Genomic DNA, 26568 nt, shown 5'->3' on the forward strand with positions numbered 1-26568 from the left:
TGCGGGGCCGCGCCGATGCTGCCGGATCCGGGCGTCCGGTCCGGGGGCTCGCCGCGTACGGCAGGGGGCGAAGAACTACGACGGATGCTCCGGCTCAGCTCCAGCCCCCTGTGCTCGGCGGGCACCGGCGCGGGGCGCGACTCGTGACCGCCGCCATGCCGGTGCCGGCGCTCAGGATCTCCCTGTCTTCCCCAGCATGTAGTCCTCGGCGGCATCGGTGATCAGGTCCTTGACCGCCTGCGGGTGGGAGAGGAGGGACACGTGGGAGGAGTCGATCTCCACCGTCTTCCGGGCGTTCGCCCGTTTCGCCTCGAATCGCTCCAGGCTCGGGTCGATCGCCCGGTCCTGCTTGCCGACGAGGGCGTACACGGGTTTGTTCCGCCATGCGGCGCCGGTGAGCTTGTCCGTGAACGCCGACATCGCGATCGGACGCTGGGTGGCTCCCATGATGGCGGTCTGGCTCGTGGGCAGGTCCGCGGCGAAGACCTGGCGCAGTCGGTCCGGCTGTATGTAGACGTCCGTGCCGGTGGTGCCGTCGGCGTTGCGGAAGGGCACCTGCTTCAGCGCCCCGGTGAGCGGGGCGGGGGCGAACTTCGCGGCGAGGGCGGCCTGTGACTCTCCCGCGTCGGGCATGACCGCGTTGATGTACACGAGGGCCTTGACGTTGTCGTTTCCCACGGCGGCCTGGGAGATCACCTCGCCGCCGTAGGAATGACCGGCCAGGACGATCGGTCCTTTGAGGGACTTCAGGAAACTCGCGAGGTAGGCCGAGTCCTGGGCGACACCGCGGAGCGGGTTGGCCGGTGCGGCCACGGTGTAGCCGTTCCTCTGGAGCCGTTCCACGACGCCGTTCCAACTCGACGCGTCGGCGAAGGCGCCGTGTACGAGCACGATGGTGGGTTTCGCCCGGCCGGGATCACCGCTCGGACCACCGGCCCGCGCGGTGACGGGTGCCAGGGCGGAGGTGGCGCCCGCCAGGGCCAGCAGGGCCGCGCCGCAGCGGGCGACGTACACGATGCGGCGGGGCTCACGGGATATGCGCATGCCGGTCCTTCGGTGCGAGGGCGTCGGGCACGCCCGGGATTCCAGCGTCGAGGACCCTCGCCGCCGTGTCCCCGCGCACGGGCTGTCCGGGTGAACGAGCCGGTGGCCGGCGCGGCCGGGCGGAGCCGTTCGCCGGCCCGAGGGGCACCCGGTGGTGACGGGCTCCCTTGCCGGGCGCTGCCGCCGCCGCGTCGTCGCCGCGTCGTGGAAGGCGCAGGAGTGGGTGTTGGACGCGGAGCCTCTTAACGGTGGAGCCGGCGGAGCCGGTGGCGCAGGTCGCGAGGGTGGCGCCGAATGCGCGGGCGAGGCGCGGGCGATGGGGTGGTTCGGGGTGCCGGTGCCGGTGGGGCCGCCGACGGAGACCGGGTGGGATCCGGGCTGGAAGGCGCAGCCAGGCGCAGGGAATAGGTGGAGGCGGGGTCTCGTTCTGCGGGTATAGTTGAATCGTAAACAACCTGGAGGGTGAGCGAGCATGCAGTTCGGGATCTTCACGGTCGGCGACGTCACGCCGGACCCCACCACGGGGCGGACGCCGAGCGAGCGGGAGCGCATCAAGGCGATCGTCGCGATCGCCCAGAAGGCCGAGGAGGTCGGCCTGGACGTCTTCGCGACCGGTGAGCACCACAACCCGCCGTTCGTGCCGTCGTCGCCGACCACCATGCTCGGCTACGTCGCCGCGCGGACGGACAAGCTCATCCTCTCCACCTCCACCACCCTCATCACCACCAACGACCCGGTGAAGATCGCCGAGGACTTCGCGATGCTCCAGCACCTGGCCGACGGCCGGGTGGACCTGATGATGGGCCGCGGCAACACCGGGCCGGTCTATCCCTGGTTCGGGCAGGACATCCGGGAGGGCATCAACCTCGCCGTCGAGAACTACGCCCTGCTGCGCCGGCTGTGGCGCGAGGACGTCGTCGACTGGGAGGGCAAGTTCCGCACGCCGCTGCAGGGCTTCACCTCCACCCCGCGGCCGATGGACGACGTGCCGCCGTTCGTCTGGCACGGCTCGATCCGCTCGCCCGAGATAGCCGAGCAGGCCGCCTACTACGGCGACGGCTTCTTCCACAACAACATCTTCTGGCCCGCCGACCACACCAAGCGGATGGTCGAGTTCTACCGGAAGCGGTTCGCCCACTACGGCCACGGCACGCCCGAGCAGGCGATCGTCGGCCTCGGCGGCCAGGTGTTCATGCGGAAGAACTCGCAGGACGCGGTGCGTGAGTTCCGGCCGTACTTCGACAACGCGCCGGTCTACGGCCACGGGCCCTCCCTGGAGGACTTCACCGAGCAGACCCCGCTGACGGTGGGCTCGCCGCAGCAGGTGATCGAGAAGACGCTGAAGTTCCGCGAGTACGCGGGCGACTACCAGCGTCAGCTGTTCCTGATGGACCACGCGGGGCTGCCGCTGAAGACGGTCCTGGAGCAGCTCGACATGCTCGGCGAGGAGGTCGTCCCGGTCCTGCGCAAGGAGTTCGCGAACGGCCGGCCGGCGAACGTGCCGGAGGCGCCGACGCACGCGTCGCTGCTCGCCGCCGCCACTGCGGAGAAGTCCGCGGAGGCCGCGGAGAAGGCTGTGGAGAAGAAGGAGGCCGAGGTATGAAGCTCGTCGTCGTCTCGGCGGGGCTGAGCGTGCCGTCGTCCACGCGGCTGCTGGCGGACCGGCTGGCAGCGGCCGTGGGCCGGCAGGCCCGGGTCGAGCTCGAGGTGGTGGAGCTGCGCGACCTCGCGGTCGAGATCGCGCACAACTTCACGAACGGGTTCCCCGGGCGCAGGCTCGCGGCGGCCCAGGAGGCGGTGACCGAGGCGGACGGCCTGATCGTGGTCACGCCGGTGTTCACGGCCTCCTACAGCGGCCTGTTCAAGTCGTTCTTCGACGTGCTCGACAAGGACGCGCTGGCGGGCAAGCCGGTGCTGATCGCGGCGACCGGCGGTACGGCACGGCACTCGCTGGTGCTGGAGCACGCGCTGCGGCCGCTGTTCGCGTACCTGCGGGCGGTGGTCGTGCCGACAGCGGTGTACGCGGCGTCGGAGGACTGGGGCGCGGAGGGTCTGGAGAGCCGCGTCGAGCGGGCGGCGGGGGAGCTGGCGGCGCTGATGACGGGGCTGACCGCGGCCGGCCGCGACAAGCCGGAGGAGTTGCCGGTGGTTCCCTTCGCGGAGCAACTGGCGAGGCTGGGCGCGAGCTGAGGTGGGCCGGGGCCGGGGGTGGGGACGCTTACCGGCGCTGGCAGGGTGCTTCCCCCAGCCTTCGGCCGGGGGACCCCCAGCGCCCACCCTCCCCCACGCTCGGCTTCGCTCGCGCGGGGGGACCCCCATCGCCCTGCGGCACGACTGCCCGCGGCTATTCGGCGCCCCGCAAGGGGCGCGGGGCTGGGTCGATGTGCGGCTCCGCCGCGTGGGCGCGGCCAGCCGCCACTGGCCCGCACCCGACACTCGTCCTCAACGCCCCCGCAACTCCCCACTCGCCACCCCGAGATGCAGTGCATCGCCCCCGGCATCCCCACCCGTCGCCCATGATCCTGCCCCCCTCCGGGTTGCCTCTGTGACGGTGAGAGGCAGGTAAAAAGGGTGATCGTAGGCCCGCTCACCACGCCAGAACCGCCGGAGGCCTTGGCAGACTGGGGAGGTGCCCCAGACTGTGCTGCTCGCCGAAGACGACCGCGCCATCCGCCATGCCCTGGAGCGGGCCCTCACCCTGGAGGGTTATGAGGTGACGGCGGTCGCGGACGGTGTGGAAGCACTGGCGCACGCCCACCGCACCAGCCCCGACGTCCTCCTCCTCGACGTGATGATGCCCGGCATCGACGGCCTCCAGGTCTGTCGCGTGCTGCGTGCGGAGGGGGACCGCACCCCGATCCTCATGCTGACCGCGCTGGTGGAGACCGCCGACCGGATCGCGGGCCTGGACGCCGGCGCCGACGACTACGTCGTCAAGCCCTTCGACGTCGAAGAGGTCTTCGCCCGGCTGCGGGCGCTGCTGCGCCGTACCCTGCCCGTGACCACCGGCACCGGCGGCGGCACCGTCACCGGCGCCGGCGCTGCCACGGCGGCCGAGTCCGGCCGGGAGCCGCTGGTCTCCGACCGGCAGGTCGAGGCGGCCGGTCTGCGGATGGACCTCCAGGCCCGCCGGGCCTGGCGCGGCAAGCGCGAGCTGGAGCTGACCCGCACCGAGTTCGAACTGCTGGAACTGCTCGCGCGCAACGCCGGCATCGTCCTCGACCACTCCACGATCTACGACCGCATCTGGGGCTACGACTTCGGCCCCGGGTCCAAGAACCTCGCCGTCTACGTCGGCTACCTGCGCCGCAAGCTCGACGAGCCCGGCGCCCCGCAGCTGATTCACACCGTCCGGGGCGTGGGTTACGTGCTGCGGGAGGACTGAGTGGGCCCTCTCCAGCGGCTGGAGCGGCTCACCCGGGTCCTGGTCCGGCGCCGGCCGGGCCTGCTCTCCCTGCGCACCACCTTCGTCGTCTCCTTCGCGGCGGTCACGGCCGCGGTCACGGTCGTCGTCGGCATCCTGTCGTACAACGCGGCCGCCCGGCTGGTCCGCGTCGACCAGCAGTCGGTGTTCACGCAGGTCGTCTCCGACGTCCAGGACGAGGTCAAGACGCACAGGATGGTGCCGGAGGACTTCTCCTCCTCCCAGCCCGGCCATGATCTGGTCCGGCCCGCGCGCACCGACGTCCAGGTGCTCGGCGCGCGGGGTGAGATCGTCGACCGCGGCAGCCCGGTGCTGCCCGTCACCGCGGCGGACCGGGCGGCCGCCACCGCCGCGCAGGCCGGGAAGACGGTCCAGCACAAGGACGTCCAGGCCGGCGAGGACCTGTTCCGGATCGCCACGGTCGCGCTCGGCGGCGGCCGGGGCGCGGTGCAGGTGGCCCAGGAGTTCAGCGACACCGAGGACCTGCTGCAGGCGCTCCAGCAGCGGACGCTGCTGCTGATGGCGGCCGTGGTGGTGGCCGCCGGGCTGTTCGGCTGGTGGCTGGCGAGGCGCATCACCCGCCGGCTGGTGATCCTGACGTCGGCGGCGGAGGACGTGGCCCGCACCCGGCAGCTCGGCATCCAGGTCCCGGTGACCGGACTGGACGAGGTGGGCCGGCTGGGCCGCGCCTTCGACCGGATGCTCGGCCGGCTCGCGCAGTCGGAGGAGGACCAGCGGCGCCTGGTCCAGGACGCGGGCCACGAGCTGCGTACCCCGCTGACCTCGCTGCGTACGAACATCTCCCTGCTCCGCCGGATCGACGAACTCCCGCCCGCGACCCGTGACGAACTCGTCGCCGACCTCGGCCAGGAGGCGCGCGAGCTGACCGACCTGGTCAACGAGCTGGTCGACCTGGCGGCCGGGCAGTCCGACAACGAGCCGCCGCAGCGGGTGGATCTGGCCGACATCGCGGAGGACGTGGCCGGGCTGGCCCGGCGCCGTACCGGCCGCGAGATCGTCCTGCGCGTCGCCGGTGACACGACGACCGACGGCCGGCCCGGCATGCTCCAGCGGGCCATCTCCAACCTCGTCGAGAACGCGGCCAAGTTCGACCGGGACGGCAAGGCGCCCATCGAGATCAGCGTCACCGGCCCCGCCCGGCCGGGCACGGTCCGCGTCGAGGTCCTCGACCGCGGCTCCGGCATCGCGGAGGGCGACCTGATCCGTATCTTCGACCGCTTCTACCGAGCCGCCGACGCCCGCTCCCTGCCCGGCTCCGGCCTCGGCCTCTCCATCGTCCGCGAGGTCGCCATGGCCCACGGCGGCGCCCCCTTCGCCTTCCGCCGGGAGGGCGGCGGCGCGGTGATCGGGTTCACGGTGGGCGGCGGGATCGTCGCCGGCGGAACCCGCGGCTGAATCGTGTGGCTGCGTGCCGCGTGACCGCGTGCCGCGTGCCGTGCGACCGCGTGAATGCATATGTGGCTGCGTGCTGCGTGAATGCGGGCTCCGTGCTGCGTGACGGCGTGCTGGGTGAATGCCTGCCGCGTCCTGCGTGCCCGCGTGCTCCGTGAATATGTCCTGCGTGACCGCCTGCCGCCTGCCCGCCTGCCTGCGTGCCTGCGTAACCACGTGCCCGCCTGCCCGCCTGCCTGCGTGACCACGTGCCCGCCTGCCTGCATGCATGCGTAACCACGTGCCCGCGCGCACCCCCCACCGCGCACCGAGCCGGGTGGTGACGTATCCCCGGTGGTGGGGTGATGATCGGGGCACCGGTGACTGCGGGGAGGAACTCATGCTGACCGATCAGGAGGCCGCGGCCCTCGGCTGCCTCGACGAGGCGGCCGTCGGCCGGATGCTGCTGGAGTTGATGGCGGTCCCGAGCATGACCGGCAGCGCCGCGGAGTCGGAGCTCCAGCACCTGCTGGCCGGCCGCCTGGAGCGGCTCGGACTGGACGTCGACCTGTGGTCCATGGACCTGCCGGCGCTGCTCGCCGACCCCGAGTTCCCGGGCATGGAGGTGGCGCGGGAGGAAGCGTGGGGGCTGGTCGGGCGGACGCCCGGGGGCGGCGACGGGCCGACGCTGATCCTCCAGGGGCACGTGGACGTCGTACCGCCGGGGGACCCGGCCGCCTGGCAGGGCGATCCGTTCGTGCCGAGGGTGACGGGCGACGTCGTGCACGGGCGCGGGGCGTGCGACATGAAGGCCGGGCTGGTGGCGCACCTGGCCGCGCTGGCCGCGATCCGGGCGGCCGGGGTGCGGCTGCGGGGGCGGCTGGCCCTGCACTTCGTGGTGGGGGAGGAGGACGGCGGGCTGGGAGCGTTCGGCACCCTGCGCAGGGGGTACGACGGTGACGCCTGCGTGATCACCGAGCCGACGGCGGGGACGCTGATCACGGCGAACGCGGGGGCGCTGACCTTCCGGCTCACGGTGCCGGGGAAGGCGGCGCACGCCAGCTCGCGGGACGCCGGGGTGAGCGCGATCGACGGCTACCTCGCGATCCACCGGGCACTGGCCGACCTGGAGCGGGACCGCAACCGCGACCCCGATCCCCTGATGGCCGAGTACCCGATCCCGTACGCCCTCTCGGTCGGCACCCTGCGCGCGGGCGACTGGGCGAGCAGTGTGCCGGACCTGCTGATCGCCGAGGGGCGGCTCGGGGTGCGGCTGGGCGAGGAACCGGCCGACGCGCGGGCCGAGGTGGAGCGGTGCGTGGCCGAGGTGTGCGCGGCCGATCCGTGGTTGCGGGAGCACCCGGCGACGGTGACCTGGCCGGGCGGGCAGTTCGCGAGCGGGCGGCTGAAGGAGGGGCATCCGCTGCGGGCGGTGGTGCGGGACGCGTGCGCGGACACCAACGGCTGGGCGTCCCGGCCCCGGGAGCGCGGGGCGCCCTACGGCAGCGACCTGCGGCTGTACACGGGGGCCGGGATCCCGACGCTCCAGTACGGGCCGGGGGACGTGCGGGTGGCGCACAGCGCGGAGGAGCGGGTGTCGGTGGCGGAGGTGGTGGCGGTGGCCCGGACCCTGGTGGTGACGGCCCTGCGGACGGTCGGCGCGGAGTAGGCGGGGCAGGCGGCTGAACCGTCGACAACCCGATCCTGACCCCCACCACGGCCCCGCCTCCAGGCCGGCCACACCTGTCCGCCCGCCCTGCGCCGGCGTGAGGGCGGCCGGGCGGTCCTCGGCGAGGGCGGGGCCGTGCCGTGCCCTTGGCCGACCACACCCTGGAGAAGTCGCTGCCGGGACAGGGCGAGCAGGACGTCAGGGGCGCCCTGGACCGCGCGGGCGGCGCCGGCCGCGGCCGAACTTCGCCCCCCCGCCCGTTCACATCCGGCCACGTCGCCGGCTCACCCGGCCTGGCGGCGGCGTGCTCGCCCCGCCCCGCACGACCGTGCCCGGCCCGGCCGAACTCGCACCGCACGACCGCCTGCTGAGGGGTGCGGGCACCGCGCGGGAGGCGTCCCGCCCGACCCTCCAGTACACAGGCACCCACATGTCCCCCACTGAAATGACGTGAACGGTTCACCTGTCCTCCACATTCGACGCGTCGCTGCGCAAGGAACCAGCCATTGACTCTGGGGCGCGGCACCCCGATTCGGAGCCGTGTGGGGAGTAACGCTTCGTAGAGGGGGGCACAGTGGTGTCCGCGCTCAGGGGTTCCGCCGGGGCGGAATCCGAAAGACCCGTGCCCAGGCGGCCGTCGCCCGCCCGGGGGCTCGGGGACCGGATCTTCCGGGTCCAGTTGACGGCCGCCGGCGTCATCGTTCTCGCCATCATGGCCGCCGTAGGGCTGTTCCTGCTGCTCCGGGCCGGGCAGGCGCTGCGCACCAGAGGGGTCTGGGGCTTCCTCACCACCGCCGACTGGCAGCCGGACGTGCACCGCTTCGGTATCGCGGCCGTGCTCACCGGCACCCTGTTCATCGCCGCCGTGGCCGTCACGATCAGCGTGCCGCTGGCCCTCGGGACCGCCCTGTTCATCTCGGACATCGCGCCGCGTCCGCTGCGCCGCACGCTCGTCTCCATGGTCGACCTGATGGCCGCCGTGCCGTCCGTGGTCTACGGCCTGTGGGGGCTCTTCTTCCTCCAGCAGCACGTGATCGGGCTGTCCCGGTGGCTGTCGGACTGGTTCGGATGGATCCCCTTCCTGCACGTCGACGGCACCCAGCCGGGCGAACCGCTCGCCTCCCAGAGCGTCTACACCGCCTCCACCTTCGTCGCCGGAATCGTCGTGGCCCTGATGGTCGCGCCGATCCAGTGCTCGGTGATGCGCGAGGTGTTCGCGCAGGCCCCGGCCGGTGAACGCGAGGGCGCCTACGCGCTCGGCGCCACCCGCTGGGGCATGATCCGCGCGGTCGTGCTGCCGTACGGCATGGGCGGGATCATCGGCGGCACCATGCTGGGCCTGGGCCGGGCCCTCGGCGAGACCATCGCGGTCTACCTGATCATCTCCCCGGTCTTCACCATCCAGCCGCACATCCTGCAGACCGGCTCGAACTCCGTCTCCTCCCTCATCGCCCTGCACTACGGCGATGCCTCCGCCTTCGGCATGTCGGCGCTGATGGCAGCGGGCCTGGCGCTGTTCCTGCTCACCCTGGCGGTCAACTTCACCGCCTCCTCGATCGTGGCGCGGTCACGGTCCGGCGCACAGAGCGAGGCGTGACGATGACCGTCGTAGACCTTGAGAAGGGCGCTCCACAGAACGCCCCGCAGAACGCCCCGCATGGTGCCCCCGGGAAAGCCGCCGAGGGCATTTCCGCGGACACCGACGCGGTCGCCGTGCTCCCCGACGTGCCGCGCCGGATCGGCGGGGTCACCCGCTCCGGTGTGCTGTCGGTGTTCGGCGCCGCCGCCTCCGGGCTGTGCGTCGCCGTCCTCCTCTTCGGCGAACTCGCGCCGTTCTCCGGGGCATTGGGCTTCTTCGTCACCGCGTACCTGGCTTTCCTCGGTATCTACGCGGTGTTGACAGGACTTGAGGAGAACGGACAGGCGGTACGGGACCGGGTGATGACCGTCGTCCTGTGGTCCGCGGGCGGGCTGATGTTCGCCGCGCTCACCATGGTCCTGGGCTTCACCGCGTGGCGCGGCCGGGAGGCCCTGCCGCACGCCAACTTCTTCACCCAGGACATGCAGGCGGCGGGCCCGCTCGACCCGCTGACCCACGGCGGCATCGCACACGCCATGCTCGGCACGATCATCATGATCGCCATCGCGCTGGCGATCACGGTGCCGCTGGGTCTGGCCTGCGCGGTGTACCTCAACCAGATACCCGGCCGCTTCTCCCGGTTCGTCCGTACGATCGTCGAGGCGATGACCGCGCTGCCGTCCATCGTGGCCGGCCTGATGGTGTACGCCGTCTGGATCCTCAACCTCGGCATGCAGAAGTCGGGTCTGGCGGCCGGCTTCGCGATCAGTGTGATGATGCTGCCGATCGTGATCCGCGCGGCGGACGTCGTGCTGCGCCTGGTCCCCGGAACCCTCACGGAGGCGTCCGAGGCGCTCGGCGCGCCGCGCTGGCGGACGGTGTGGCACGTGGTCCTCCCCACCGCCCGCTCCGGCCTCGCCACCGCCGTCATCCTCGGCACCGCCCGCGGCATCGGCGAGACCTCCCCGGTCCTGCTCACGGCGGGCTTCACGGCGGCGCTCAACGCCGACCCGACGAGCGGCCCGATGGTCTCCCTCCCGCTGGCCGTCTTCAACTTCGTCAAGTCCCCCGAGCCCACGATGATCGCCCGTGGCTTCGGCGCGGCGGCGGTCCTGATGGCGCTGGTCCTGGTCCTCTTCGTGATCGCCCGGGTGATCGGCGGCCGCGGCCCCGGCCACCAGAACAAGCGCCAGGCGAGAAGAGCGGCGCGGGCGTCCCGCCGGGACGCGACGAGGTTCGCCGAACTGCACACGCCGGGGCTGAAGCTGTTCGAGACCGGTTCCGACGAGAACGGTGAACAGGCCGATCCGCCGGGGAGCGCGGAGAACCACGAGAACCCCGGTGACGACAGCCGGCCCAGGGGCGCGGGGAACGGCGCGCCCAGCCACCACGCACCCGCAGCCGACGACGGCGAACCGACACCCCCGAACGGCTCACCCGCCGACGGTGGAACCCGTGCGGGTGGGAACACCGATGCCGCAACAGGAGACAGTCACTGATGTCCAGCCAAGTCATCAACGCCCTTCGACGGCTGGGCATCCTGGCCGCACTGATGGGCATCCTCGGCACCGTCGCCGGCACCCCGGCCGTCGCCGACTCGTACACCCCCATCGCCGGCGCCGGCTCCACCTGGGCCGAGAACGCGGTCGACGAATGGCGCCGGGCCGTCAACCAGTACGGCATGCGCATCAGCTACGCCGGCGCCGGCTCCTCCGACGGCCGCCGCCAGTTCCTCTCCGGCACCGTCGACTTCGCCGTCTCCGACATCCCGTTCCAGACGCACCCCACCGACGGCAGCGCGGCCGAACGCCCCGCGTCCGGCTCCTACGCCTACATGCCGATCGTGGCCGGCGGCACGGTGTTCATGTACCACCTCACCGTCAACGGCAAGCGGGTCACCAACCTCCGTCTCTCCGGCGACGTGGTCACCAAGATCTTCACCGGGGCCGTCAAGACCTGGGACGACCCGGTCATCAAGGCCGACAACCCGGGGCTGCAGCTCCCCCACCGCACCATCGTCCCCGTCGTCCGCTCCGACGGCTCCGGCTCCACCGCCCAGTTCACGCTGTGGATGGCGAACCAGCACCGGTCGCTGTGGAACGCCTACTGCGCCAAGGTCGGCCGCTCGGGAGCGTGCGGGCAGACGTCGTACTACCCGACCGTCTCCGGCATGATCGCCCAGTCCGGTGACCTCGGTGTCGCCGGGTACGTCGCCCAGAACTACGGCGAGGGCGCGATCGGGTACGTCAACTACTCGTACGCGCTCAACGCGCACTACCCGGTCGCCAAGGTCCTGAACCACGCGGGCTACTACACCGAGCCCACCCCGCAGAACGTGGCGGTCTCGCTGCTCAAGGCGAAGATCAACACGAACAGGAGCTCGGCGGACTACCTCACCCAGCAGCTCGACGGCGTCTACAACGACAGCGACAAGCGCAACTACCCGCTGTCCAGCTACTCGTACATGATCCTGCCGCTGAAGGTGCAGGGCACGTTCACCGCGGCCAAGGGCAAGACGCTCGGCGCGTTCTCGTACTACTTCATGTGCCAGGGCCAGCAACAGGCGCCGAAGCTCGGCTACTCGCCGCTTCCGATCAACCTGGTGCAGGCCGGCTTCGAACAGATCCGCCGGATCCCGGGCGTGCGGGCGCAGAACATCAACATCAAGAACTGCAACAACCCGACGTTCACCGCCAGCGGTCAGAACAAGCTCGCGCAGACCGCGCCGTACCCGGCCGCCTGTGACAAGAAGGGCGCGGCGCCCTGCACCGGCGGCAGCGGCGGCGCCAAGTCGGGCTCGGGCAGCGGAAGCGGCGGCGGCTCCGGCACCGGCGGCACCTCGGGCGGCACCGGCGGCACGGACGCCTCGACCGGCGGCACCGGCGGCACCGGCGGTACCGGCGGCAGCGCCCAGCCCTCCGTCGACCCCGACACCGGCCAGACCATCAGCCCCGGCGGCGGAACGGGCACCGGCACCAGCGCCGGTGGCACCGGTACGGCCGCCGACGGCACCGTCGCCCTCGCCCAGCCCGTCGCCGTGGCCACCGCGCACGGCTGGACCGGCACCCAGACGCTGATGCTGCTGGCCGCGGTCCTGGTCTTCGGCCTGCTCCTGCTGCCGTCGGTGGTCTCCCGCCTGGTCGGCAGCAGGTCGGGCGGTAACAGCACCACCCGCTCGGACGAGGGGAGCTCGCGATGAGACGCACCCGGATACGCAACACGCTGATCCGCCTGCTCGCCGGCGCCACCGTCGGCGCGCTCGCCGGACTCGCGGTCGCCCAGACCGCTCCCACGGCCGCCGCGGCCACCGGCTCCACCGTGACCGTCTCCGGGCGCGGCGAGTTCAAGGACATGAAGTTCACGGTCTCCCAGACCAGGAACCTCACCAGCCAGGCCGTCACGGTCAGCTGGACCGGCGGCACCCCGACCAGGTTCGCGGGCACCCAGTTCAACACCGACTTCGTCCAGATCATGCAGTGCTGGGGCGACGACGACGGTACGGTCCCGTCCAACCCGGGCCCGGCGCGCACCCAGTGCCAGTACGGCGCCTCCCCGACCACCGACCGGGGCAGCTGGCCGGGCAACGCCTACGACGACACCCGCCAGGTCTTCTACAGCGCCGCCCCGACCAACTACGGCCAGGACAACCGGTACGGGGCGGCCAACCCGAACGCGCCGGGCGAGGTCCCCTTCAAGTCGGTCGACGGCACCACCGTCACCACCAACACCCAGAACAACCAGTTCTTCAACTACAACACCAGCAACGAGATCGATTTCGCCCGTACCAGCGCCAACGGCACCGGCCAGGAGTACTTCGAGGTCCAGACCGCCAACGAGGCGCCCCACCTCGGCTGCGGCGAGCCCGTCACCACCGGCGGCGTCGCCAAGCCCCGCTCGTGCTGGCTGGTGATCGTCCCGCAGGGCCACCTGGACCTGGACGGCAAGCCGTACGCGGACAAGAGCCAGGTCAACGCGGGCTCCCCGGTCTCCTCCACCAACTGGGCGAACCGGATCGCGGTCAAGCTGGACTTCAACAGTGTGGGCACCAACTGCGCCCTCGGTGCCGACGAACGTCCCACCACCGGCAGCGAGCTGGTGGCCGACGCGATGACCAGCTGGCAGGCCCGGCTGTGCTCGTCCGGCAAGGTCTACAGCTACACCGAGCTCGGCGAGCCCGACACCCGGTCCCGGCTCAGCAACGACGGCTCCTCCGGACTCGCCTTCACCACCCGCGCGCTGGGGGCCGACGTGAGCTCGGCCGCGCCCTCGGACACCACGACGTACGCGCCGGTCGCGCTCTCCGGAGCCGTGATCGCCTTCACGATCGAGCGCAGACCGAAGGCCGACGCACCGGAATCGATCAACAAACTCACCGGCACCAAGGTCCAGTCGATCAGGCTGACCCCCCGCCTGGTCGCCAAGCTGCTCACCGAGTCCTACCGCAGCTCGCCCTGGGGAGCCGTGATCAGCGGTACCGCCGCCAAGGGCTACGGCTGGGCGAGGAACAACCCGGCGGGCCTGGCGAGCGACCCCGAGTTCATCGCGCTCAACCCGGAGTTCGCGTACTTCTCGGTCTCCGAGACGCCGTCCACCGACACCGACCTGATGACCTCCCTCGGCCACACGGACACCGCCCGCGCGCTGTGGCAGTGGATCAACTCCGACAAGGATGCCCGGCAGTTCCTCGCAGGCGTCCCCGACGACGACGGGATGCGGGTCAACCCGTACTACAGCACCAACGCCGACCTGAACCCCACCGGCCTCGCCTTCGACCCGTCGAACCTCGACGAGTACCCGAAGAGCGACCCGTGGTGCACGATCCCGCCCGGCAGCGGCGCCACGCTCAAGCAGTGCATGACCGACTTCCACCCGTATGTCGAGGACATGCACGCCGGCGCCCTGCACGCCCGGCGTGCCGACACCCTGTGGAAGTCGAGCTGGGACTCGCTCGCCAGCCCGCCGGCCTTCAAGAGCACCGGCCCGCAGACGGTCGGTTCCCGCTTCGTCATCACGATCACGGACGCGGCCTCGGCGGCCCGCTACGGCCTGCAGACCGCCAGTCTCCGCAACGCCGCCGGCACGTTCGTGGCGCCGACCGCCGCCTCCCTGACCGCCGCCGCGAACAGCGCCGCCGGCAAGAACGTCGCCGAGATCACCCCGTCCGGCGCCACGGCGAAGAACGCCTACCCGCTGGCCCAGCTGGTCTACGCGGCCGTCCGGCCGGCCAAGATCAAGTCCGCCGCCCGCCAGGACTACGCGGCCCTGCTGCAGTACGCGGCCGGCACCGGGCAGGTCAGCGGCGCCGACCCGGGCCGCCTGCCGGCCGGTTACGCGCCGCTGTCCGAGAAGCTCCGTGCCCAGACCCTCAAGGCGGTCCAGGCGCTGCTGCACTACAGCGGGCCGACCGCGGGCGGTTCCGGCGGCCCGGCCGACGGCGGCGGCACCGGCACCTCGGGCGGCGGCCCCTCCGGCACCACCGGGACCGACGGCGGGACGACCGGCGGCGCCGGTACGGGCGGCGCCGGAGGCGCCGGCGCGAGCGCCTCGCCCAGCGCGTCGGCGTCGTTCGACGGCGGCAAGGCGCTGCAGACCACCGCGGCCGGCAACACCCCGGCCGACCCGGCCAACCCGCTGCGGTACGCCGTCCCGGTCGGGGCCGCGCTCGGTGCGGTCGCCGGGGCCGGTGCGCCCTTCGCGGGCGGCAACCGGCTGCGGCTGCCGCTGCGCCTCCCGCTGCCCGGCGGGCGGAGCGTGACCGTCGTACCCGAACTGCCGGAGCTGTCGCGCCGACTGCGGCGACTGCTCCCGTAACCCCGAGCGCCCCCGGCGCTCCCCACAGACCGGAGCACCACCCGGTGCTCCCGCAGACGGACGCCCGCCCCGAAAGGCAGTCGGGGCGGACGGCCGGTACCACCCTGCCAGATCCTCTGGCAACACCCAGCTAGCTAGCTCTCGTCAGGAGACTTTCGATGCGCAATCTGCGCTCTTCGGCGGCGTTCGTCGCCGCGGCCGTGGTGGCCGGCGGCCTCGCCCTCGCCACCCCGGCGGTCGCCGACCCGGACGCCGGTGCCTTCCGCCAGCTGGTCGGCGTCGGCTCGGACACCACCCAGGACGTCCTCAACGCCCTCGCCGGCGACACCGTCAACGGCATCAGCTACGCCACCACCGCCGTGAAGGCGACGTCCGGTGCCCGCATCGCCTCCTACGACGCGATCGAGCCCGGCACCGGCTCCACGGCGTCGAAGATCACCACCCGTACCGGCGGCCCCTCCTTCGCTCGCCCGAACGGCTCCGGCGCCGGCCGCAAGGCACTGACGAAGTCGCTGACCGGCGAGTCCTGGCCGGACGGCACCGGCGTCGCCATCAAGAACCAGGTCGACTTCGGCCGCTCCTCCGGCGCCCCCTCCGGCTTCGGCAGCGCGCTCACCTTCATCCCCATGGCGCGGGACGCCGTCGGCGTGGCGGTGCGCGGCTCGGGGCTGGACACGCTGACGGTGACGCAGCTGCACGACATCTACAACGGCCGGCTCACCACGGTGAACGGCCAGACCGTGCACCCGAAGATCCCGCAGCTGAACTCGGGCACCCGCAACTTCTTCCTCAACGCGATCGGCCTGAAGGACGACCAGCTCGCCTCGAGCGTCCAGGTCGTCCAGGAGAACCAGGGCAACGCCGCGCTCACCGAGGACGGCGCCGTCGCCCCGTTCTCGGTCGGCAGCTGGATCGCCCAGAACAACGGCGTCTCCCCCGACTACACCAAGACCTCCGTGGCCAACGGCGGTCACCTGGCCTCGATCCAGTTCGACGGCGACGCCGGTCCCACCAGCCCGGTGACGACGGTCAACGGCAAGCTCAAGCCGGTCACCGACTACTACGAGAACGCCACCTTCGGCCGCGACGTCTACAACGTCGTCCCGACCCGCGAAGTCGACACCACCAGCATCTTCTTCGACCAGGACCTGTACGACATCTTCGTCACCAGCGGCAGCCACACCGCCGCCCTGGCCTCCGACGACTCCGAGAAGGTCATCGCCTCCTTCGGCTTCGTCAACGAGCCCTACAACGGCTTCATCAACCTCACCAACAAGCACGTCAAGCAGGGTGGCCTGGAGGGCTCGGGCATCGACACGAGCGTGCCCGCCGCGCCCACCCTGAAGACCACCGTGGGCGACGCGAGCCTGAAGCTGAGCTGGACCCCGAGCAGCATCGTCCCGGCCCTGCCGGTCACCGACTACCGCGTCACGCTGAAGGGCGCGGACGGCGCCGTCGTCGCCACCAAGGACCTCGCGGCCTCCGCCACGTCGTACTCCTTCGCCGGCCTGGCCAACGGCACCTACACCGCCACGGTCACCGCCAACAACCTCAGCGGCGCGAGCCCGGAGGCCACCTCGACCGGCGCGGTCAAGTACACCAGCAAGACGACCGCCACCGCCGCCACCACCGCCTACGGCAAGACCCCCAAGGTCGCCGTCACCGTCGCCGGCTCGCACGGCGTCACGGCGTCCGGCAAGGTCACGGTGAAGGAGGGCTCCACCACCCTCGGCACCGGCACCCTGGACGCGTCCGGCAAGGTCACCATCGGCCTGTCGAACCACCTCAAGGTCGCCACGCACTCCCTGTCGGTCTCCTACGCGGGCAGCGCCGGCCTGAACGCGTCCGCGACCACCGTCTCCCTGAAGATCACCAAGGCCACGGCGTCGGTCGCCACCTCCGCCCCGGCCACGGTGAGCCACACCGTCAAGGCCAAGGTCACCGTCAAGGTCACCGCGACCGGCACCACCCCGACCGGCACCGTCCGCATCTACGAGGGCTCCAAGGTCATCGCGACCGGCACCCTGAGCAGCGGCAAGGTCACCATCACCCTGCCGAAGCTGGCCAAGGGCAAGCACACCCTGCACGCCTTCTACGCCGGTTCCTCGACCGTGAACTCGAAGACCGGCGCCAACTTCACCATCAAGTCCACCTGATCGGCTGACGGGCCCGCCGGGAGCCTCACGGCTCCCGGCGGCCCTCACTCATTCTTCGAAGGAGGCGGGCCGCCATGACCGTCGCCGTACCGACATCCAGAGCTCTGGCTCCGGCCGTGCCCCGCAGGCCCGTCCGCAGCCTCACCTTCGTCCGCCACCTCTCACGCGGCGGACTGCTCAGCCTCGCCGCCCTGCTGCTCGGCATCACCGCCCAGTTGCTGGTGTTCAGCGGCGCCCAGGAAAACTCCGCGCAGCACGCCGACTTCGACCAGCTGCGTGAGCAACTCGCCCTCGGCACCGCCCCGGTGGCGCAGACCGGGCAGGACGGCAAGCTGCTGGCGCCCGGCACCCCGGTCGCGATCGTCGACGTACCGAAGCTGGGCCTGAGCCAGGTCGTCCTGGAGGGCACCGACTCGTCCGTGACGACGGACGGCCCCGGTCACCGCCGGGACACCCCGATGCCCGGCCAGGCCGGCACCAGCGTGCTGATGGGCCGGGCGGCGGCGTACGGCGGCCCGTTCGGCAGGCTCTCCCAGCTCGCCACCGGTGACACGTTCACCGTCACCACCGGCCAGGGCAAGGCGAAGTTCCAGGTCATCGACGTACGGCGGGCCGGTGACCCGGCGCCGACGGCGCTGGCCGCCGGCAAGAGCCGGCTGGTCCTCATCACCGCCACCGGTGCGAAGTACATGCCCTCCGGGATCCTGCGCGTCGACGCCGACCTGGTCTCCGCGCCGTTCCAGACCCCGTCGGCCATGATCCGGGCCGGCACCCTGCCGAGCTCCGAGGAGCCGCTGGCCCGCCCCTCCGGGGTGCCGTGGCCGCTGGTGATGTGGCTGCAGGCGCTGCTCCTGTGCGCCGTGGCCGCCGTCTGGACCTGGCACCGCTGGGGCCGCCACCAGACGTGGATCGTCTTCGCCCCGGTCGTCGCGGTGCTCGGCCTCCAGGTCGCGACGCGGACCACCGAACTGCTGCCGAACCTGCTGTGACCGAGGGATTGAGATGACCGAGACCGTTGCGACGACCGAGACCGCTGAGATGACCGAGACCGCTCAGATGACCGACACCACCCCGACGGCCGACACCGCGGTACTGCCCGCCGTCGTGGTGGACGGGCCCGCCCCCGCCACGCTCGAAGCCCGCGCCGTCTCCGCCTGGTTCGGCTCCCACCAGGTGCTCAGCCAGGTGTCGCTGACCATGCCCGCGGGTGAGGTGACCGCGCTGATCGGCCCGTCCGGCTGCGGCAAGTCGACGTTCCTGCGCACCCTCAACCGGATGCACGAGCTGATCCCCTCGGCTCAGTTCGGCGGCGAGGTGCTCTTCGAGGGCGAGGACATCTACGACCCGTCCTGGCGGCTGACCGACGCCCGCCGCAGGATCGGCATGGTCTTCCAGAAGCCGAACCCGTTCCCGGCGATGTCGATCTACGACAACGTGGTGGCGGGCCTGAAGCTGACCGGCACGAAGGCGGGCCGCCGGGAGAGGGACCTGCTGGTCGAGGAGTCGCTGACCCGCGCCGGCCTGTGGAAGGAGGTCCGCGACCGGCTGCGCCAGCCCGGCGGCGCCCTGTCCGGCGGCCAGCAGCAGCGGCTGTGCATCGCGCGGGCCCTGGCGGTCCGCCCCCGGGTGCTGCTCATGGACGAGCCGTGCTCGGCCCTGGACCCCACCTCCACCCGCCGGGTCGAGGAGACCATCCAGGACCTGGCCGGCCAGGTCACGATCGTCATCGTCACCCACAACATGCAGCAGGCCCACCGCGTCTCCCAGCAGTGCGCCTTCTTCCTGGCCGAACAGGGCACCCCGGGCGGCATCGTCGAACACGGCGCCACGGAGGACGTCTTCAACTCCCCGCAGGACCAGCGCACCGCGGACTACGTGGCGGGCCGGTTCGGCTGAGCCCGGCCACGGGGTGGGCGTGGCACGGCGACACGGTGACGACCGGTCCGTGCCGTGATCCCGGCGCACGCCGTCGTCGGCTGCGGGTGCGTCGGGGCTGGTCGCGCAGTTCCCCGCGCCCCTTCGGGGCGCTCCTCGACCGGCAGCTGAACAGCGCCCCGCAAGGGGCGCGGGGAACGGCGCGACCAGCCACAGCGGCGCCGCACCCGTGGACGCCGTCGTCACCTGTGCGGCCCACGGCGGAGGCCGCCGAACACAGCGGCACGCCGATGCCCCCGCTGACGCGAACACGCGCGACCTTAGGCTTTCCGGACCCTACGTATTGTAGGTTCCCCATCGGCCACGGCGGTTCGTCAGCTCACGGGGGTACGCATGCAGGGCACGGACGCACACGAGGCGCGGCGCAGCCTCGCCCCCACGGTGGCGGTGCTGGTGGCGAGCCTGCTGGTCGCGGCGGTGGGTGTGTACGAGCTGTCCGGCTTCGGTCTGCACAGCCTCGACCGGCGCCCGCACCTGTTCAGCGACGGGCTGGCGACCGGCGGGGTGATTGTCGCGGTGGTGGCGGCCGGGGCGGCGATCGGCAACCTGGCGTGGATGCTGGCGGCCCGGCGGCGGGCGGAGCGGGAGCACCCGTAGACCTGTGGGGGACGGTCTCCGTAAGAGACAGCACGCCCTTTCACACCGTATTCCGTACGACGGTGGATCACTCCCCCGTCTCCTCCAGCTACCCTACGGAATGTAGGGTCAGCCCTCCGCTTATCCGCTCCCCGTCCCCAAGGTGACCGGTCCCCATGCCCGCACAGCCCCCGACCCTGATCCCGCGGCGCGTGTCCGCCGCCCTCCGTACCTCCGCCGGCGCCTCCGGCGGCGCGCTGCGCAGGCGGGCCGCAGACTTCACCGTCTGGTACCTGCGCGTGATCGCCGTACTGAACATAGCGGCGGTGATGTCGCTCCCCTTCCGCCAGGAGGTCGACGAACACAACAACGGCCGCCTCACCCTGCACCTGCACCGGCAGCACGCGCACCACTCCGGCCAGTTCTTCACGCCGTACCTGGCCACGGCGGGCCTGGTCTCGGCCGCCCTCGCCATCTTCTTCGTCCTGGTGATGCGCCGCCGCAAGCGCGCGGCCTGGGTGGTCAACCTGCTCCTGTCCGCCCCGCTCTTCGCCCTCTACGTCCTCGCCCTCACCCAGCACGAGTACCGTGCCCACGCCTTCAACTGGGTCTCCGCCGCCGTGACCGGCCTCTTCGTGGCCGCGCTGCTGGTCAGCCGCCGTGAGTTCAACGCGGTCGGCGACCCGTCGAACCCGAAGACGGCGCTGGCGGTGGGGGCCGGCGGCGTCCTGGTCACCGGCGGCCTGGGCACCCTCCTCGTGCACGCCACGAACAAGCTGCCCGGCGCCACCCTGCCCGACGAGATCGCCTACACCCTCCTGCGAGGCGTCAGCGTCGGCCCGCTCGCCGACCACGTCACCGCGGTCCACGCCCCGCGCTGGACCGACATCATCATCAACATCCTCCTGGCCGCCGCCTTCTGCCTCGTCCTCTACGCCGGTTTCCGCTCCCCGCGCGGCCGCCGCCTGCTCAGCGCGGAGGACGAGTCCCGGCTCCGCGGCCTGCTCGACAAGCACGGCACCCGCGACTCCCTCGGCTACTTCGCCCTGCGCCGGGACAAGATGGCGATCTTCTCGCCCACCGGGAAGTCGGCGGTCACCTACCGCGTCGTCGGCGGTGTCAGCCTCGCCTCCGGCGATCCGATCGGCGACCCGGAGGCATGGCCCGGCGCGATCGACGCGTGGCTGACGGAGGCACGGCGCCATGCCTGGACGCCGGCCGTGATGGGCGCGAGCGAGGAGGCCGGGACCGTCTACGGCCGCCACGGCCTGGACGCCCTGGAACTGGGCGACGAGGCGATCGTCGACATCGCCGACTTCACCCTCGAAGGCCGCGCGATGCGCGTCGTCCGCCAGGCCCACAACCGGGTCCGCCGCGCCGGCTACACGGTCCGCATCCGCCGCCACGAGGACATCCCGGCCGACGAGATGGCCATGCTCATGGAGAGGGCCGACCACTGGCGCGACGGCGCCACCGAACGCGGCTTCTCCATGGCCCTCGGCCGCCTCGGCGACCCGGCGGACGGCCGCTGCGTGATGCTGGAGTGCCGGGACGCGAACGACACCCCCCGCGCCCTCCTCAGCTTCGTCCCCTGGGGCGAGCACGGCCTCTCCCTGGACCTGATGCGCCGCGACCGCGACTCGGAGAACGGCCTGATGGAGTTCATGGTGGTGGAACTCCTGCTCCGGGCCGCCGAACTGAAGGTCGACCGCGTCTCCCTGAACTTCGCGATGTTCCGCTCGGTCTTCGAACGCGGCTCCCGCCTCGGCGCCGGCCCGGTCCTGCGCCTGTGGCACACCACCCTCACGTTCTTCTCCCGCTGGTGGCAGATCGAGTCCCTGTACCGCGCGAACGCCAAGTACCGCCCGGTGTGGGAGCCCCGCTACATCCTCTTCGCGAAGACCAGCGACCTCCCCCGCATCGGCCTGGCGAGCGCGCGGGCGGAGGGGTTCCTCACGGTGCCCTGGGGGTCATGACGGACGGGTCGCCACCCCGCAGCCGGCCCGGTGAGGAGACGGCTTGCGGGCCGGCGAGTTCGCGAACCCGGGCGTCTTGTGGCCGCCCTCCCGGCAGGGGCCAACGGGGGCACCTCGGCCCGGTACGGGGCTGTGAGGCGGGGGCGGCCGGGCGGTTCAGCAGCCCTCGGCGGCGGCGGCGGTTCAGCAGCCCGTGGCGGTCGGGACGAACTCCAGCCGGGCGTGGTCGTCCGCGGTCCGGGCGTCGCCGTAGTCCGAGCTGCTGACCTGGTACCAGACGTCGTCCCGCCGCTTGTCGCCGTTCACGTCGTCCAGCTCCACGCACCACTTCTCGGTGCGCACGGTCTTCCGGTAGGTCTCGGTGCCACTGCGAACCTTGGCGCAGGACCGGTACCGCTCGGTCGTGTACCAGGTACGGGTCGTGCGTCTGCCGCGGGTCCCGCTGCTGGAGGTGTGCCGGACCCGGTGCGTGCCGGTGGAGCACTTGCGGACCAGGCGGGGCCGGGTGGCCCGGGTGGTCTTCCTGGTGACGTGCCGGACGGTGTCCTTCAGTCCGCGGACGGTGTCGTCCCGGGCGGAGGAGGCGCCACCGGAGCTGCCGGTCCCGGTGCTCGTGTCGTCCTGTCCGTAGCTGACGCCGTTGTCGGCACCGTCCCCTTCACCGCCTCCGCCCCCGGAGCACGCACCGAGCGTGCCGATCAGAATCGCGATGGCTCCGCTCACCAGGAGTCGCTTCCCGAACATGTATCCCCACCCTGAGAACCGTGCCGATGACCGGCCGGTCATCGTTCGATCACCGTTCGGTGATCCCGCCGATTGTGCACGGGACCCCGGCGCGGGCGCGGGGCAGGCCAGGTATAGCGTCGCGCAGTGGACGAAGGAGGGTGAGCCCGATGGCCGAGCTGACCGTGGGCCGGCTGCTGACGTCGTGGCAGCTGGACGTGCCGGCGCTGCTGCTGGTGCTGGCCCTGGGCGGGCTGTACGGCTGGGGCGTGCGGCGCGTGCGCGGCGGGGGCGGGTCCTGGCCGGTGGGCCGGACCGCCGCCTTCGCGGTGCTGGGCCTGGGCGCGCTGGTCGTCGCGACGATGTCGGCTCTGGCCGTCTACGACCACGTGCTGTTCTGGCCCGCGGCCGTGCAGAACATCCTCCTTGACCTGGTGGCCCCGCTCGGCCTGGCCCTGGGCGACCCGCTGCGGCTGGCGGCGGAGGCGCTGCCGCGGGGCGCGGCCGCGAGGGTCCACCGTGCGATGACCGGCCGCCTGGTCCGCTTCCTGACCTTCCCCCTGGTCAGCACTGCGCTCGTCCTCGCCACCGAGCTGACGATCTACTTCACCCCGTACTTCGCCACCGCCCTGCGGGTGGGCTGGCTGCACGAGCTCATGTACCTGCACCTGCTGGCGGCGGGCTGCCTCTTCGTCGTACCGGTCCTGACCCGGGAGGAGACCCTGCCGGCCTGGTGCACCCATCCGGTGCGGGCGGCCCTGGTCTTCCTGGACGGCGTGATCGACGCGGTCCCCGGGGTCGTGGTGATGACCCACGGCACGCTGATCGCCGGTGCCTGGTATCTGCACCACCACCCGTCCTGGGCCCCCGACGTCCGGCAGGACCAGCAGATCGGCGGCGGCGCGATGCTGAGCATCGCCGAACTGGTCGCCCTGCCGTTCCTGCTGGCGATCCTGTTCCAGTGGGCGCGCGCGGAACGCGTCCAGACGGTGGCCCTCGACCGTCACCTGGACGAACAGCTGGCCCGGGTCTCCGCGCCCGCCCAGGCTTCCCCGGCCGCCACGTCCGCCACGGCTCCCGGCCCCGCCGCCGCCCCCTCCGCCGAGCGGGTCCGTCCCTGGTGGGAGACGGAGGAGAACGAGGTGGCCGCGAGGATCCGCCGCCAGCACGGCGAGAGGTGACGACCGGGACATCCGCGCGGGGCCACGGGGTCACGCGGTCGCGAGGGACACCTCGGTCGCCTTGATCAGCGCCACGACCGGCGCGCCGGCCGTCAGGCCGAGGTCGCCGACCGCGTCCCTGGTGATCGCCGCGGTGAGGTCCTGACCCCCGTCCACGGCCACCTTGACCGTGGCCATCGCACCGCCGGTGGCCACGTCGCTGACCGTGCCGGGCAACTGGTTGCGGATGGACACGCCCGGCAGGCGGCCGGTGGCGAGCGCGACCTCGGTGGACTTCACCATCGCCCGTACGGCCGACCCCTCGGCGAGCCCCAGCTCCCGGACCGCCTCCAGGGTGATCGCGGCGGTGAGCTCCTGGCCGCCGTCGAGCCGGACCCGCACGGTCGCCATCACCTCGCCCGGGGTGACGGCGGTGACGGTGCCGGGGATCTGGTTGCGGATGCTCAGGCTCATGACGGGCCGCCTCAGAGGAAGGGAGAGGGTGGTTTGGTGGAGTTTGTCACGACTCCGGTTCTCAAGTTAGCGGCTCCGGCTGCCGGATCGGCTCACCGGCGGAACCCCGTTGCCGGGGCGACCGGGGCTCACTAGGTTCACCCCATGGCGGATGACGAACCCACGCGGGCGGCGCGCCTGCGCGAAGCCCAGGACAAGGCCGCACTGCTGTTCGCGGAGGTGGAGAAGCGCGGGCTCGTCGCGGCCGGCGAGGGGGAGCGGGCGGTCAGCGACCGGATCCGGGACCTGGCGAACGAGATGTTCGGCACGACCCGGCACTGGCACAAGCGGGTCGTGCGCTCCGGGCCGAACACCGTCCTGCCGTACAAGGAGAACCCGCCGGACCGCGTGATCGGCACCGACGACATCGCGTTCGCCGACTTCGGGCCGATCTTCGAGGAGTACGAGGCCGACTTCGGCCGGACCTTCGTCCTCGGCGACGACCCGGTCAAGCACCGGCTCCGCGCCGACCTGCCCCGGGTGTTCGCCGCCGGCCGGCGGTTCTTCGAGGCCGACCCGGAGATCACGGGCGCCGCCCTGCACGCCGAGGTCGCCCGCCTAGCGGCCGTGGCCGGCTGGGAACTGGGCGGCTGGCACGCCGGGCACCTGGTCGGCGAGTTCCCGCACGAGACGATCGACGGCGCCGACGTCGAGTCGTACATCACGCCCGCCAACGGCACCCCGCTGCGCCGCACCGACAAGGCGGGCCGCACCTGCCACTGGATCCTGGAGGTCCATCTCCTCACGCCGCAGCGGCGGTTCGGCGGCTTCCACGAGGAACTCCTCACCCTCTGACCGCCCGGCGGCGGCCCGGGGGGCCAAGTCGCGCCGGGTGCAAGGCAGATGAGCCCGCGGAGTACGATCACGACGACAGCGGTCCCGCACCGTCTCTCACCGTCTCTCCCGGCGCGATGGAGTTGCCATGACGACCGACCCACAGCCGTCTCTGCCGCTGGACACCAGCAGGGCACACCCCGCGCGGGTCTACGACTGGCTGCTCGGCGGCAAGGACAACTACCCGGTCGACGAGGCCGTCGGTGAGAAGCTGCCGCCCGAGGCGCGGGACGCCGCCCGGCAGAACCGCCAGTTCATGCACCGGGCGGCCGCGTGGCTCGCCGAGCAGGGCATCGACCAGTTCCTGGACATCGGCACCGGCATCCCCACCGAGCCGAACCTCCACCAGATCGTGCAGAACCTGGTGCCGTCGGCCAAGGTCGTCTACACCGACAACGACCCGATCGTCCTCCGGCACGCCGAGGCGCTGCTGGTCAGCCGCCCGGAGGGAGCGACCGACTACATCCAGGCCGATGTGCGTGACCCGGAGGCGATCGTCCGGCACGCCCGGCACGTCCTGGACTTCGACCGCCCGGTCGCTCTCTCCCTCATCGCCCTGATGCACTTCATCAGCGACGAGCAGGGTGCCCACGGGATCGTCCGCGCCCTCGTCGACACCCTGCCGTCCGGCAGCTACCTGATCCTCTCGCACGCCGCGTCCGACCTGTTCCCGGAGCTCGTCGAACAGGTCGTCGCCGAGTACGCCAAGGGCGGCATCCGGCTCGCCTTCCGCACCCGCCCCGAGGTCGAGCGCTTCTTCGACGGCCTCGACCTGGTAGGCCCCGGCCTGGTCACGGCGACGGAGTGGTTCACCACCAGCCCGGCACCGGACCCGGAGGGCAGCGGCATCTACGCGGGCGTGGCCCGCGTCCGCTGAGCCGGGTCCGGGTTCGGGGCCGCGCCGCGGCCCGTTCTCACCTCAGGTGGCGGCCGAAGAACCCGTTCGTGTCGTCCAGCTCGAACCACGGGGTGCCGGTGTGCCCGCCGAGATTGGCGTGCAGTGTCTTCTCCTTGGTGCCGAAGGCGTCGAACAGGTCCAGGGCCCGCTGCCGTGGATTGCCCTCGTCGTCCCACTGCAGCAGGAGCAGCAGCGGGACGGTGACCTGCCGGGCCTCCTCGCGCTGGGCGCGGGGCACGTAGCCCCCGGCGAAGAGACCGGCGGCCGCGATGCGCGGCTCGGCCACCGCCAGCCGGATGCCGAGGGCCGTCCACCCCGAGTAGCCGACCGGGCCGCCGATCCCGGGCAGTGAGAGCAGGGCGTCCAGGGCGGTCCGCCATTCCGGGACCGCCTTCTCGACCAGCGGGCCGATGAAGGACTCGAAGATCTCGTCGACCGGCTCGCCGGCCCGCATCGCCCGGCGGAGGTCGGCGCGGGCCCGCTCGTCGCCCGCGGAACGGGGCCGGTCACCGCACCCGGCGGCGTCGATGGTGGCCACCGCGTAGCCGCACGCCGCGGTGCGCCGGGCCCGGGCCACCAGCCGGGGTTCCCTCCTGCGCAGGCCGTTGTTGTGGGCCATCAGGATCAGCGGGGCCGGTGCGGCGGATTCCGGCGTCCACAGGGTGCCGGGGATCTCGCCGAGGGTGAATTCGCGTTCGAGGACGCCGTCGTCGAGGCGCTGTTCGGAAGTGAAGTGCATGGTCGTGCCTTTCGGGATGCGCGTGAACGGCGCTCCCGGACGACCTATCGTCCGACCGCGACCCCGGAGGGGAGCACCCATGTCGATACTGCGTTCACGGGTACCACCTCCTCGTCTCTGGCACGGCCTCCGGAAAGGT

The 26568-nt window shown here is 72.2% G+C and carries 21 protein-coding genes; 17 read left to right on the plus strand and 4 right to left on the minus strand.

Annotated features, from left to right (window positions below):
* Nucleotides 1-171: 171 nt before the first annotated feature.
* Entirely contained in the window at nucleotides 172-1044 is an 873-nt protein-coding gene (locus tag LQ326_RS06565; protein ID WP_234533651.1) for an alpha/beta fold hydrolase, read from the minus strand.
* Between the two features lie 472 nt (nucleotides 1045-1516).
* Between LQ326_RS06565 and LQ326_RS06570 the strand changes: the two genes are divergently transcribed.
* The 14 genes from LQ326_RS06570 to LQ326_RS06635 all read left to right on the plus strand — a co-directional run bounded on the left by LQ326_RS06570 (nucleotide 1517) and on the right by LQ326_RS06635 (nucleotide 21562).
* Nucleotides 1517-2647 (plus strand): LLM class flavin-dependent oxidoreductase, encoded by a 1131-nt coding sequence (locus LQ326_RS06570; RefSeq protein WP_234533653.1) that lies wholly within the window; start codon nucleotides 1517-1519, stop codon nucleotides 2645-2647.
* The gene (locus LQ326_RS06575) at nucleotides 2644-3234 is read left to right on the plus strand and encodes an FMN reductase (protein ID WP_234533655.1); all 591 of its coding nucleotides are present in this window, start codon (nucleotides 2644-2646) and stop codon (nucleotides 3232-3234) included. Before LQ326_RS06570 ends, LQ326_RS06575 begins: the two co-directional genes overlap by 4 nt.
* 439 nt (nucleotides 3235-3673) lie before the next feature.
* Nucleotides 3674-4429, plus strand: a complete 756-nt coding sequence (locus tag LQ326_RS06580; protein WP_234533657.1) for a response regulator transcription factor — start codon at nucleotides 3674-3676, stop codon at nucleotides 4427-4429.
* Complete coding sequence (locus LQ326_RS06585; protein WP_372496767.1) at nucleotides 4430-5884, plus strand: HAMP domain-containing sensor histidine kinase; 1455 nt, start codon at nucleotides 4430-4432, stop codon at nucleotides 5882-5884. It begins immediately after the preceding gene.
* A gap of 376 nt (nucleotides 5885-6260) precedes the next feature.
* Nucleotides 6261-7529 (plus strand): ArgE/DapE family deacylase, encoded by a 1269-nt coding sequence (locus LQ326_RS06590; RefSeq protein ID WP_234533659.1) that lies wholly within the window; start codon nucleotides 6261-6263, stop codon nucleotides 7527-7529.
* A 622-nt stretch (nucleotides 7530-8151) separates the two neighbouring features.
* On the plus strand, nucleotides 8152-9126 hold the full coding sequence (gene pstC / locus LQ326_RS06595; RefSeq protein WP_234533661.1) for a phosphate ABC transporter permease subunit PstC: 975 nt from the start codon (nucleotides 8152-8154) through the stop codon (nucleotides 9124-9126).
* Nucleotides 9127-9128: 2 nt separating this feature from the next.
* Nucleotides 9129-10607, plus strand: a complete 1479-nt coding sequence (gene pstA, locus LQ326_RS06600) for a phosphate ABC transporter permease PstA (protein ID WP_234533663.1) — start codon at nucleotides 9129-9131, stop codon at nucleotides 10605-10607.
* Entirely contained in the window at nucleotides 10607-12307 is a 1701-nt protein-coding gene (locus LQ326_RS06605) for a phosphate ABC transporter substrate-binding protein PstS (protein ID WP_234533665.1), read from the plus strand. Before pstA ends, LQ326_RS06605 begins: the two co-directional genes overlap by 1 nt.
* On the plus strand, nucleotides 12304-14919 hold the full coding sequence (locus LQ326_RS06610; RefSeq protein WP_234533668.1) for a hypothetical protein: 2616 nt from the start codon (nucleotides 12304-12306) through the stop codon (nucleotides 14917-14919). Before LQ326_RS06605 ends, LQ326_RS06610 begins: the two co-directional genes overlap by 4 nt.
* A 158-nt stretch (nucleotides 14920-15077) precedes the next feature.
* Entirely contained in the window at nucleotides 15078-17075 is a 1998-nt protein-coding gene (locus LQ326_RS06615; protein ID WP_234533670.1) for an Ig-like domain repeat protein, read from the plus strand.
* Nucleotides 17076-17149: 74 nt separating this feature from the next.
* Nucleotides 17150-18064, plus strand: a complete 915-nt coding sequence (locus LQ326_RS06620; RefSeq protein WP_234533672.1) for a sortase — start codon at nucleotides 17150-17152, stop codon at nucleotides 18062-18064.
* Nucleotides 18065-18077: 13 nt separating this feature from the next.
* Nucleotides 18078-18971 carry a phosphate ABC transporter ATP-binding protein PstB gene (gene pstB, locus LQ326_RS06625; protein ID WP_234533674.1) on the plus strand — a complete coding sequence of 298 codons (894 nt, stop codon included), beginning with the start codon at nucleotides 18078-18080 and terminating at the stop codon, nucleotides 18969-18971.
* 372 nt (nucleotides 18972-19343) lie between these two features.
* Nucleotides 19344-19607, plus strand: coding sequence for a hypothetical protein (locus LQ326_RS06630; RefSeq protein WP_234533677.1), 264 nt, complete (start codon nucleotides 19344-19346; stop codon nucleotides 19605-19607).
* Nucleotides 19608-19762: 155 nt separating this feature from the next.
* Nucleotides 19763-21562, plus strand: a complete 1800-nt coding sequence (locus tag LQ326_RS06635) for a phosphatidylglycerol lysyltransferase domain-containing protein (RefSeq protein ID WP_234533679.1) — start codon at nucleotides 19763-19765, stop codon at nucleotides 21560-21562.
* A gap of 183 nt (nucleotides 21563-21745) precedes the next feature.
* Here the strand turns inward: LQ326_RS06635 and LQ326_RS06640 are convergent, their stop codons facing one another.
* On the minus strand, nucleotides 21746-22306 hold the full coding sequence (locus LQ326_RS06640; RefSeq protein WP_234533681.1) for a hypothetical protein: 561 nt from the start codon (nucleotides 22304-22306) through the stop codon (nucleotides 21746-21748).
* Nucleotides 22307-22455: 149 nt separating this feature from the next.
* Between LQ326_RS06640 and LQ326_RS06645 the strand changes: the two genes are divergently transcribed.
* Nucleotides 22456-23466 carry a cytochrome c oxidase assembly protein gene (locus tag LQ326_RS06645; protein WP_234533683.1) on the plus strand — a complete coding sequence of 337 codons (1011 nt, stop codon included), beginning with the start codon at nucleotides 22456-22458 and terminating at the stop codon, nucleotides 23464-23466.
* 30 nt (nucleotides 23467-23496) lie between these two features.
* Here LQ326_RS06645 and LQ326_RS06650 read toward each other — a convergent pair whose 3' ends face one another.
* Nucleotides 23497-23919 (minus strand): TOBE domain-containing protein, encoded by a 423-nt coding sequence (locus tag LQ326_RS06650; protein WP_234533685.1) that lies wholly within the window; start codon nucleotides 23917-23919, stop codon nucleotides 23497-23499.
* A gap of 144 nt (nucleotides 23920-24063) precedes the next feature.
* On the opposite strand from LQ326_RS06650, the gene LQ326_RS06655 reads away from it, so the two are divergent.
* Both LQ326_RS06655 and LQ326_RS06660 read left to right on the plus strand, forming a co-directional pair.
* Complete coding sequence (locus tag LQ326_RS06655) at nucleotides 24064-24753, plus strand: M24 family metallopeptidase (RefSeq protein WP_234533688.1); 690 nt, start codon at nucleotides 24064-24066, stop codon at nucleotides 24751-24753.
* 127 nt (nucleotides 24754-24880) lie between these two features.
* Entirely contained in the window at nucleotides 24881-25669 is a 789-nt protein-coding gene (locus LQ326_RS06660) for an SAM-dependent methyltransferase (RefSeq protein WP_234533690.1), read from the plus strand.
* A gap of 37 nt (nucleotides 25670-25706) precedes the next feature.
* Here the strand turns inward: LQ326_RS06660 and LQ326_RS06665 are convergent, their stop codons facing one another.
* A complete protein-coding gene (locus LQ326_RS06665; RefSeq protein WP_234533692.1) occupies nucleotides 25707-26429 on the minus strand; it encodes a dienelactone hydrolase family protein in 723 nt (240 codons plus the stop codon).
* Nucleotides 26430-26568: the final 139 nt, after the last annotated feature.

This window comes from Streptomyces shenzhenensis (assembly GCF_021462265.1).
GTDB classification, from domain to species: Bacteria; Actinomycetota; Actinomycetes; order Streptomycetales; family Streptomycetaceae; genus Streptomyces; species Streptomyces shenzhenensis.

Coding starts and splice junctions, on each gene's coding strand:
- LQ326_RS06605 (WP_234533665.1), top strand. CDS start 10,607: ATGTCCAGCCAAGTCATCAACGCCCTTCGACGGCTGGGCATCCTGGCC.
- LQ326_RS06565 (WP_234533651.1), bottom strand. CDS start 1,044: ATGCGCATATCCCGTGAGCCCCGCCGCATCGTGTACGTCGCCCGCTGC.
- LQ326_RS06615 (WP_234533670.1), top strand. CDS start 15,078: ATGCGCAATCTGCGCTCTTCGGCGGCGTTCGTCGCCGCGGCCGTGGTG.
- LQ326_RS06630 (WP_234533677.1), top strand. CDS start 19,344: ATGCAGGGCACGGACGCACACGAGGCGCGGCGCAGCCTCGCCCCCACG.
- LQ326_RS06660 (WP_234533690.1), top strand. CDS start 24,881: ATGACGACCGACCCACAGCCGTCTCTGCCGCTGGACACCAGCAGGGCA.
- pstA (WP_234533663.1), top strand. CDS start 9,129: ATGACCGTCGTAGACCTTGAGAAGGGCGCTCCACAGAACGCCCCGCAG.
- LQ326_RS06575 (WP_234533655.1), top strand. CDS start 2,644: ATGAAGCTCGTCGTCGTCTCGGCGGGGCTGAGCGTGCCGTCGTCCACG.
- LQ326_RS06650 (WP_234533685.1), bottom strand. CDS start 23,919: ATGAGCCTGAGCATCCGCAACCAGATCCCCGGCACCGTCACCGCCGTC.
- pstB (WP_234533674.1), top strand. CDS start 18,078: ATGACCGAGACCGTTGCGACGACCGAGACCGCTGAGATGACCGAGACC.
- LQ326_RS06590 (WP_234533659.1), top strand. CDS start 6,261: ATGCTGACCGATCAGGAGGCCGCGGCCCTCGGCTGCCTCGACGAGGCG.
- LQ326_RS06640 (WP_234533681.1), bottom strand. CDS start 22,306: ATGTTCGGGAAGCGACTCCTGGTGAGCGGAGCCATCGCGATTCTGATC.
- LQ326_RS06645 (WP_234533683.1), top strand. CDS start 22,456: ATGGCCGAGCTGACCGTGGGCCGGCTGCTGACGTCGTGGCAGCTGGAC.
- LQ326_RS06635 (WP_234533679.1), top strand. CDS start 19,763: ATGCCCGCACAGCCCCCGACCCTGATCCCGCGGCGCGTGTCCGCCGCC.
- LQ326_RS06570 (WP_234533653.1), top strand. CDS start 1,517: ATGCAGTTCGGGATCTTCACGGTCGGCGACGTCACGCCGGACCCCACC.
- LQ326_RS06655 (WP_234533688.1), top strand. CDS start 24,064: ATGGCGGATGACGAACCCACGCGGGCGGCGCGCCTGCGCGAAGCCCAG.
- LQ326_RS06610 (WP_234533668.1), top strand. CDS start 12,304: ATGAGACGCACCCGGATACGCAACACGCTGATCCGCCTGCTCGCCGGC.
- LQ326_RS06620 (WP_234533672.1), top strand. CDS start 17,150: ATGACCGTCGCCGTACCGACATCCAGAGCTCTGGCTCCGGCCGTGCCC.
- LQ326_RS06665 (WP_234533692.1), bottom strand. CDS start 26,429: ATGCACTTCACTTCCGAACAGCGCCTCGACGACGGCGTCCTCGAACGC.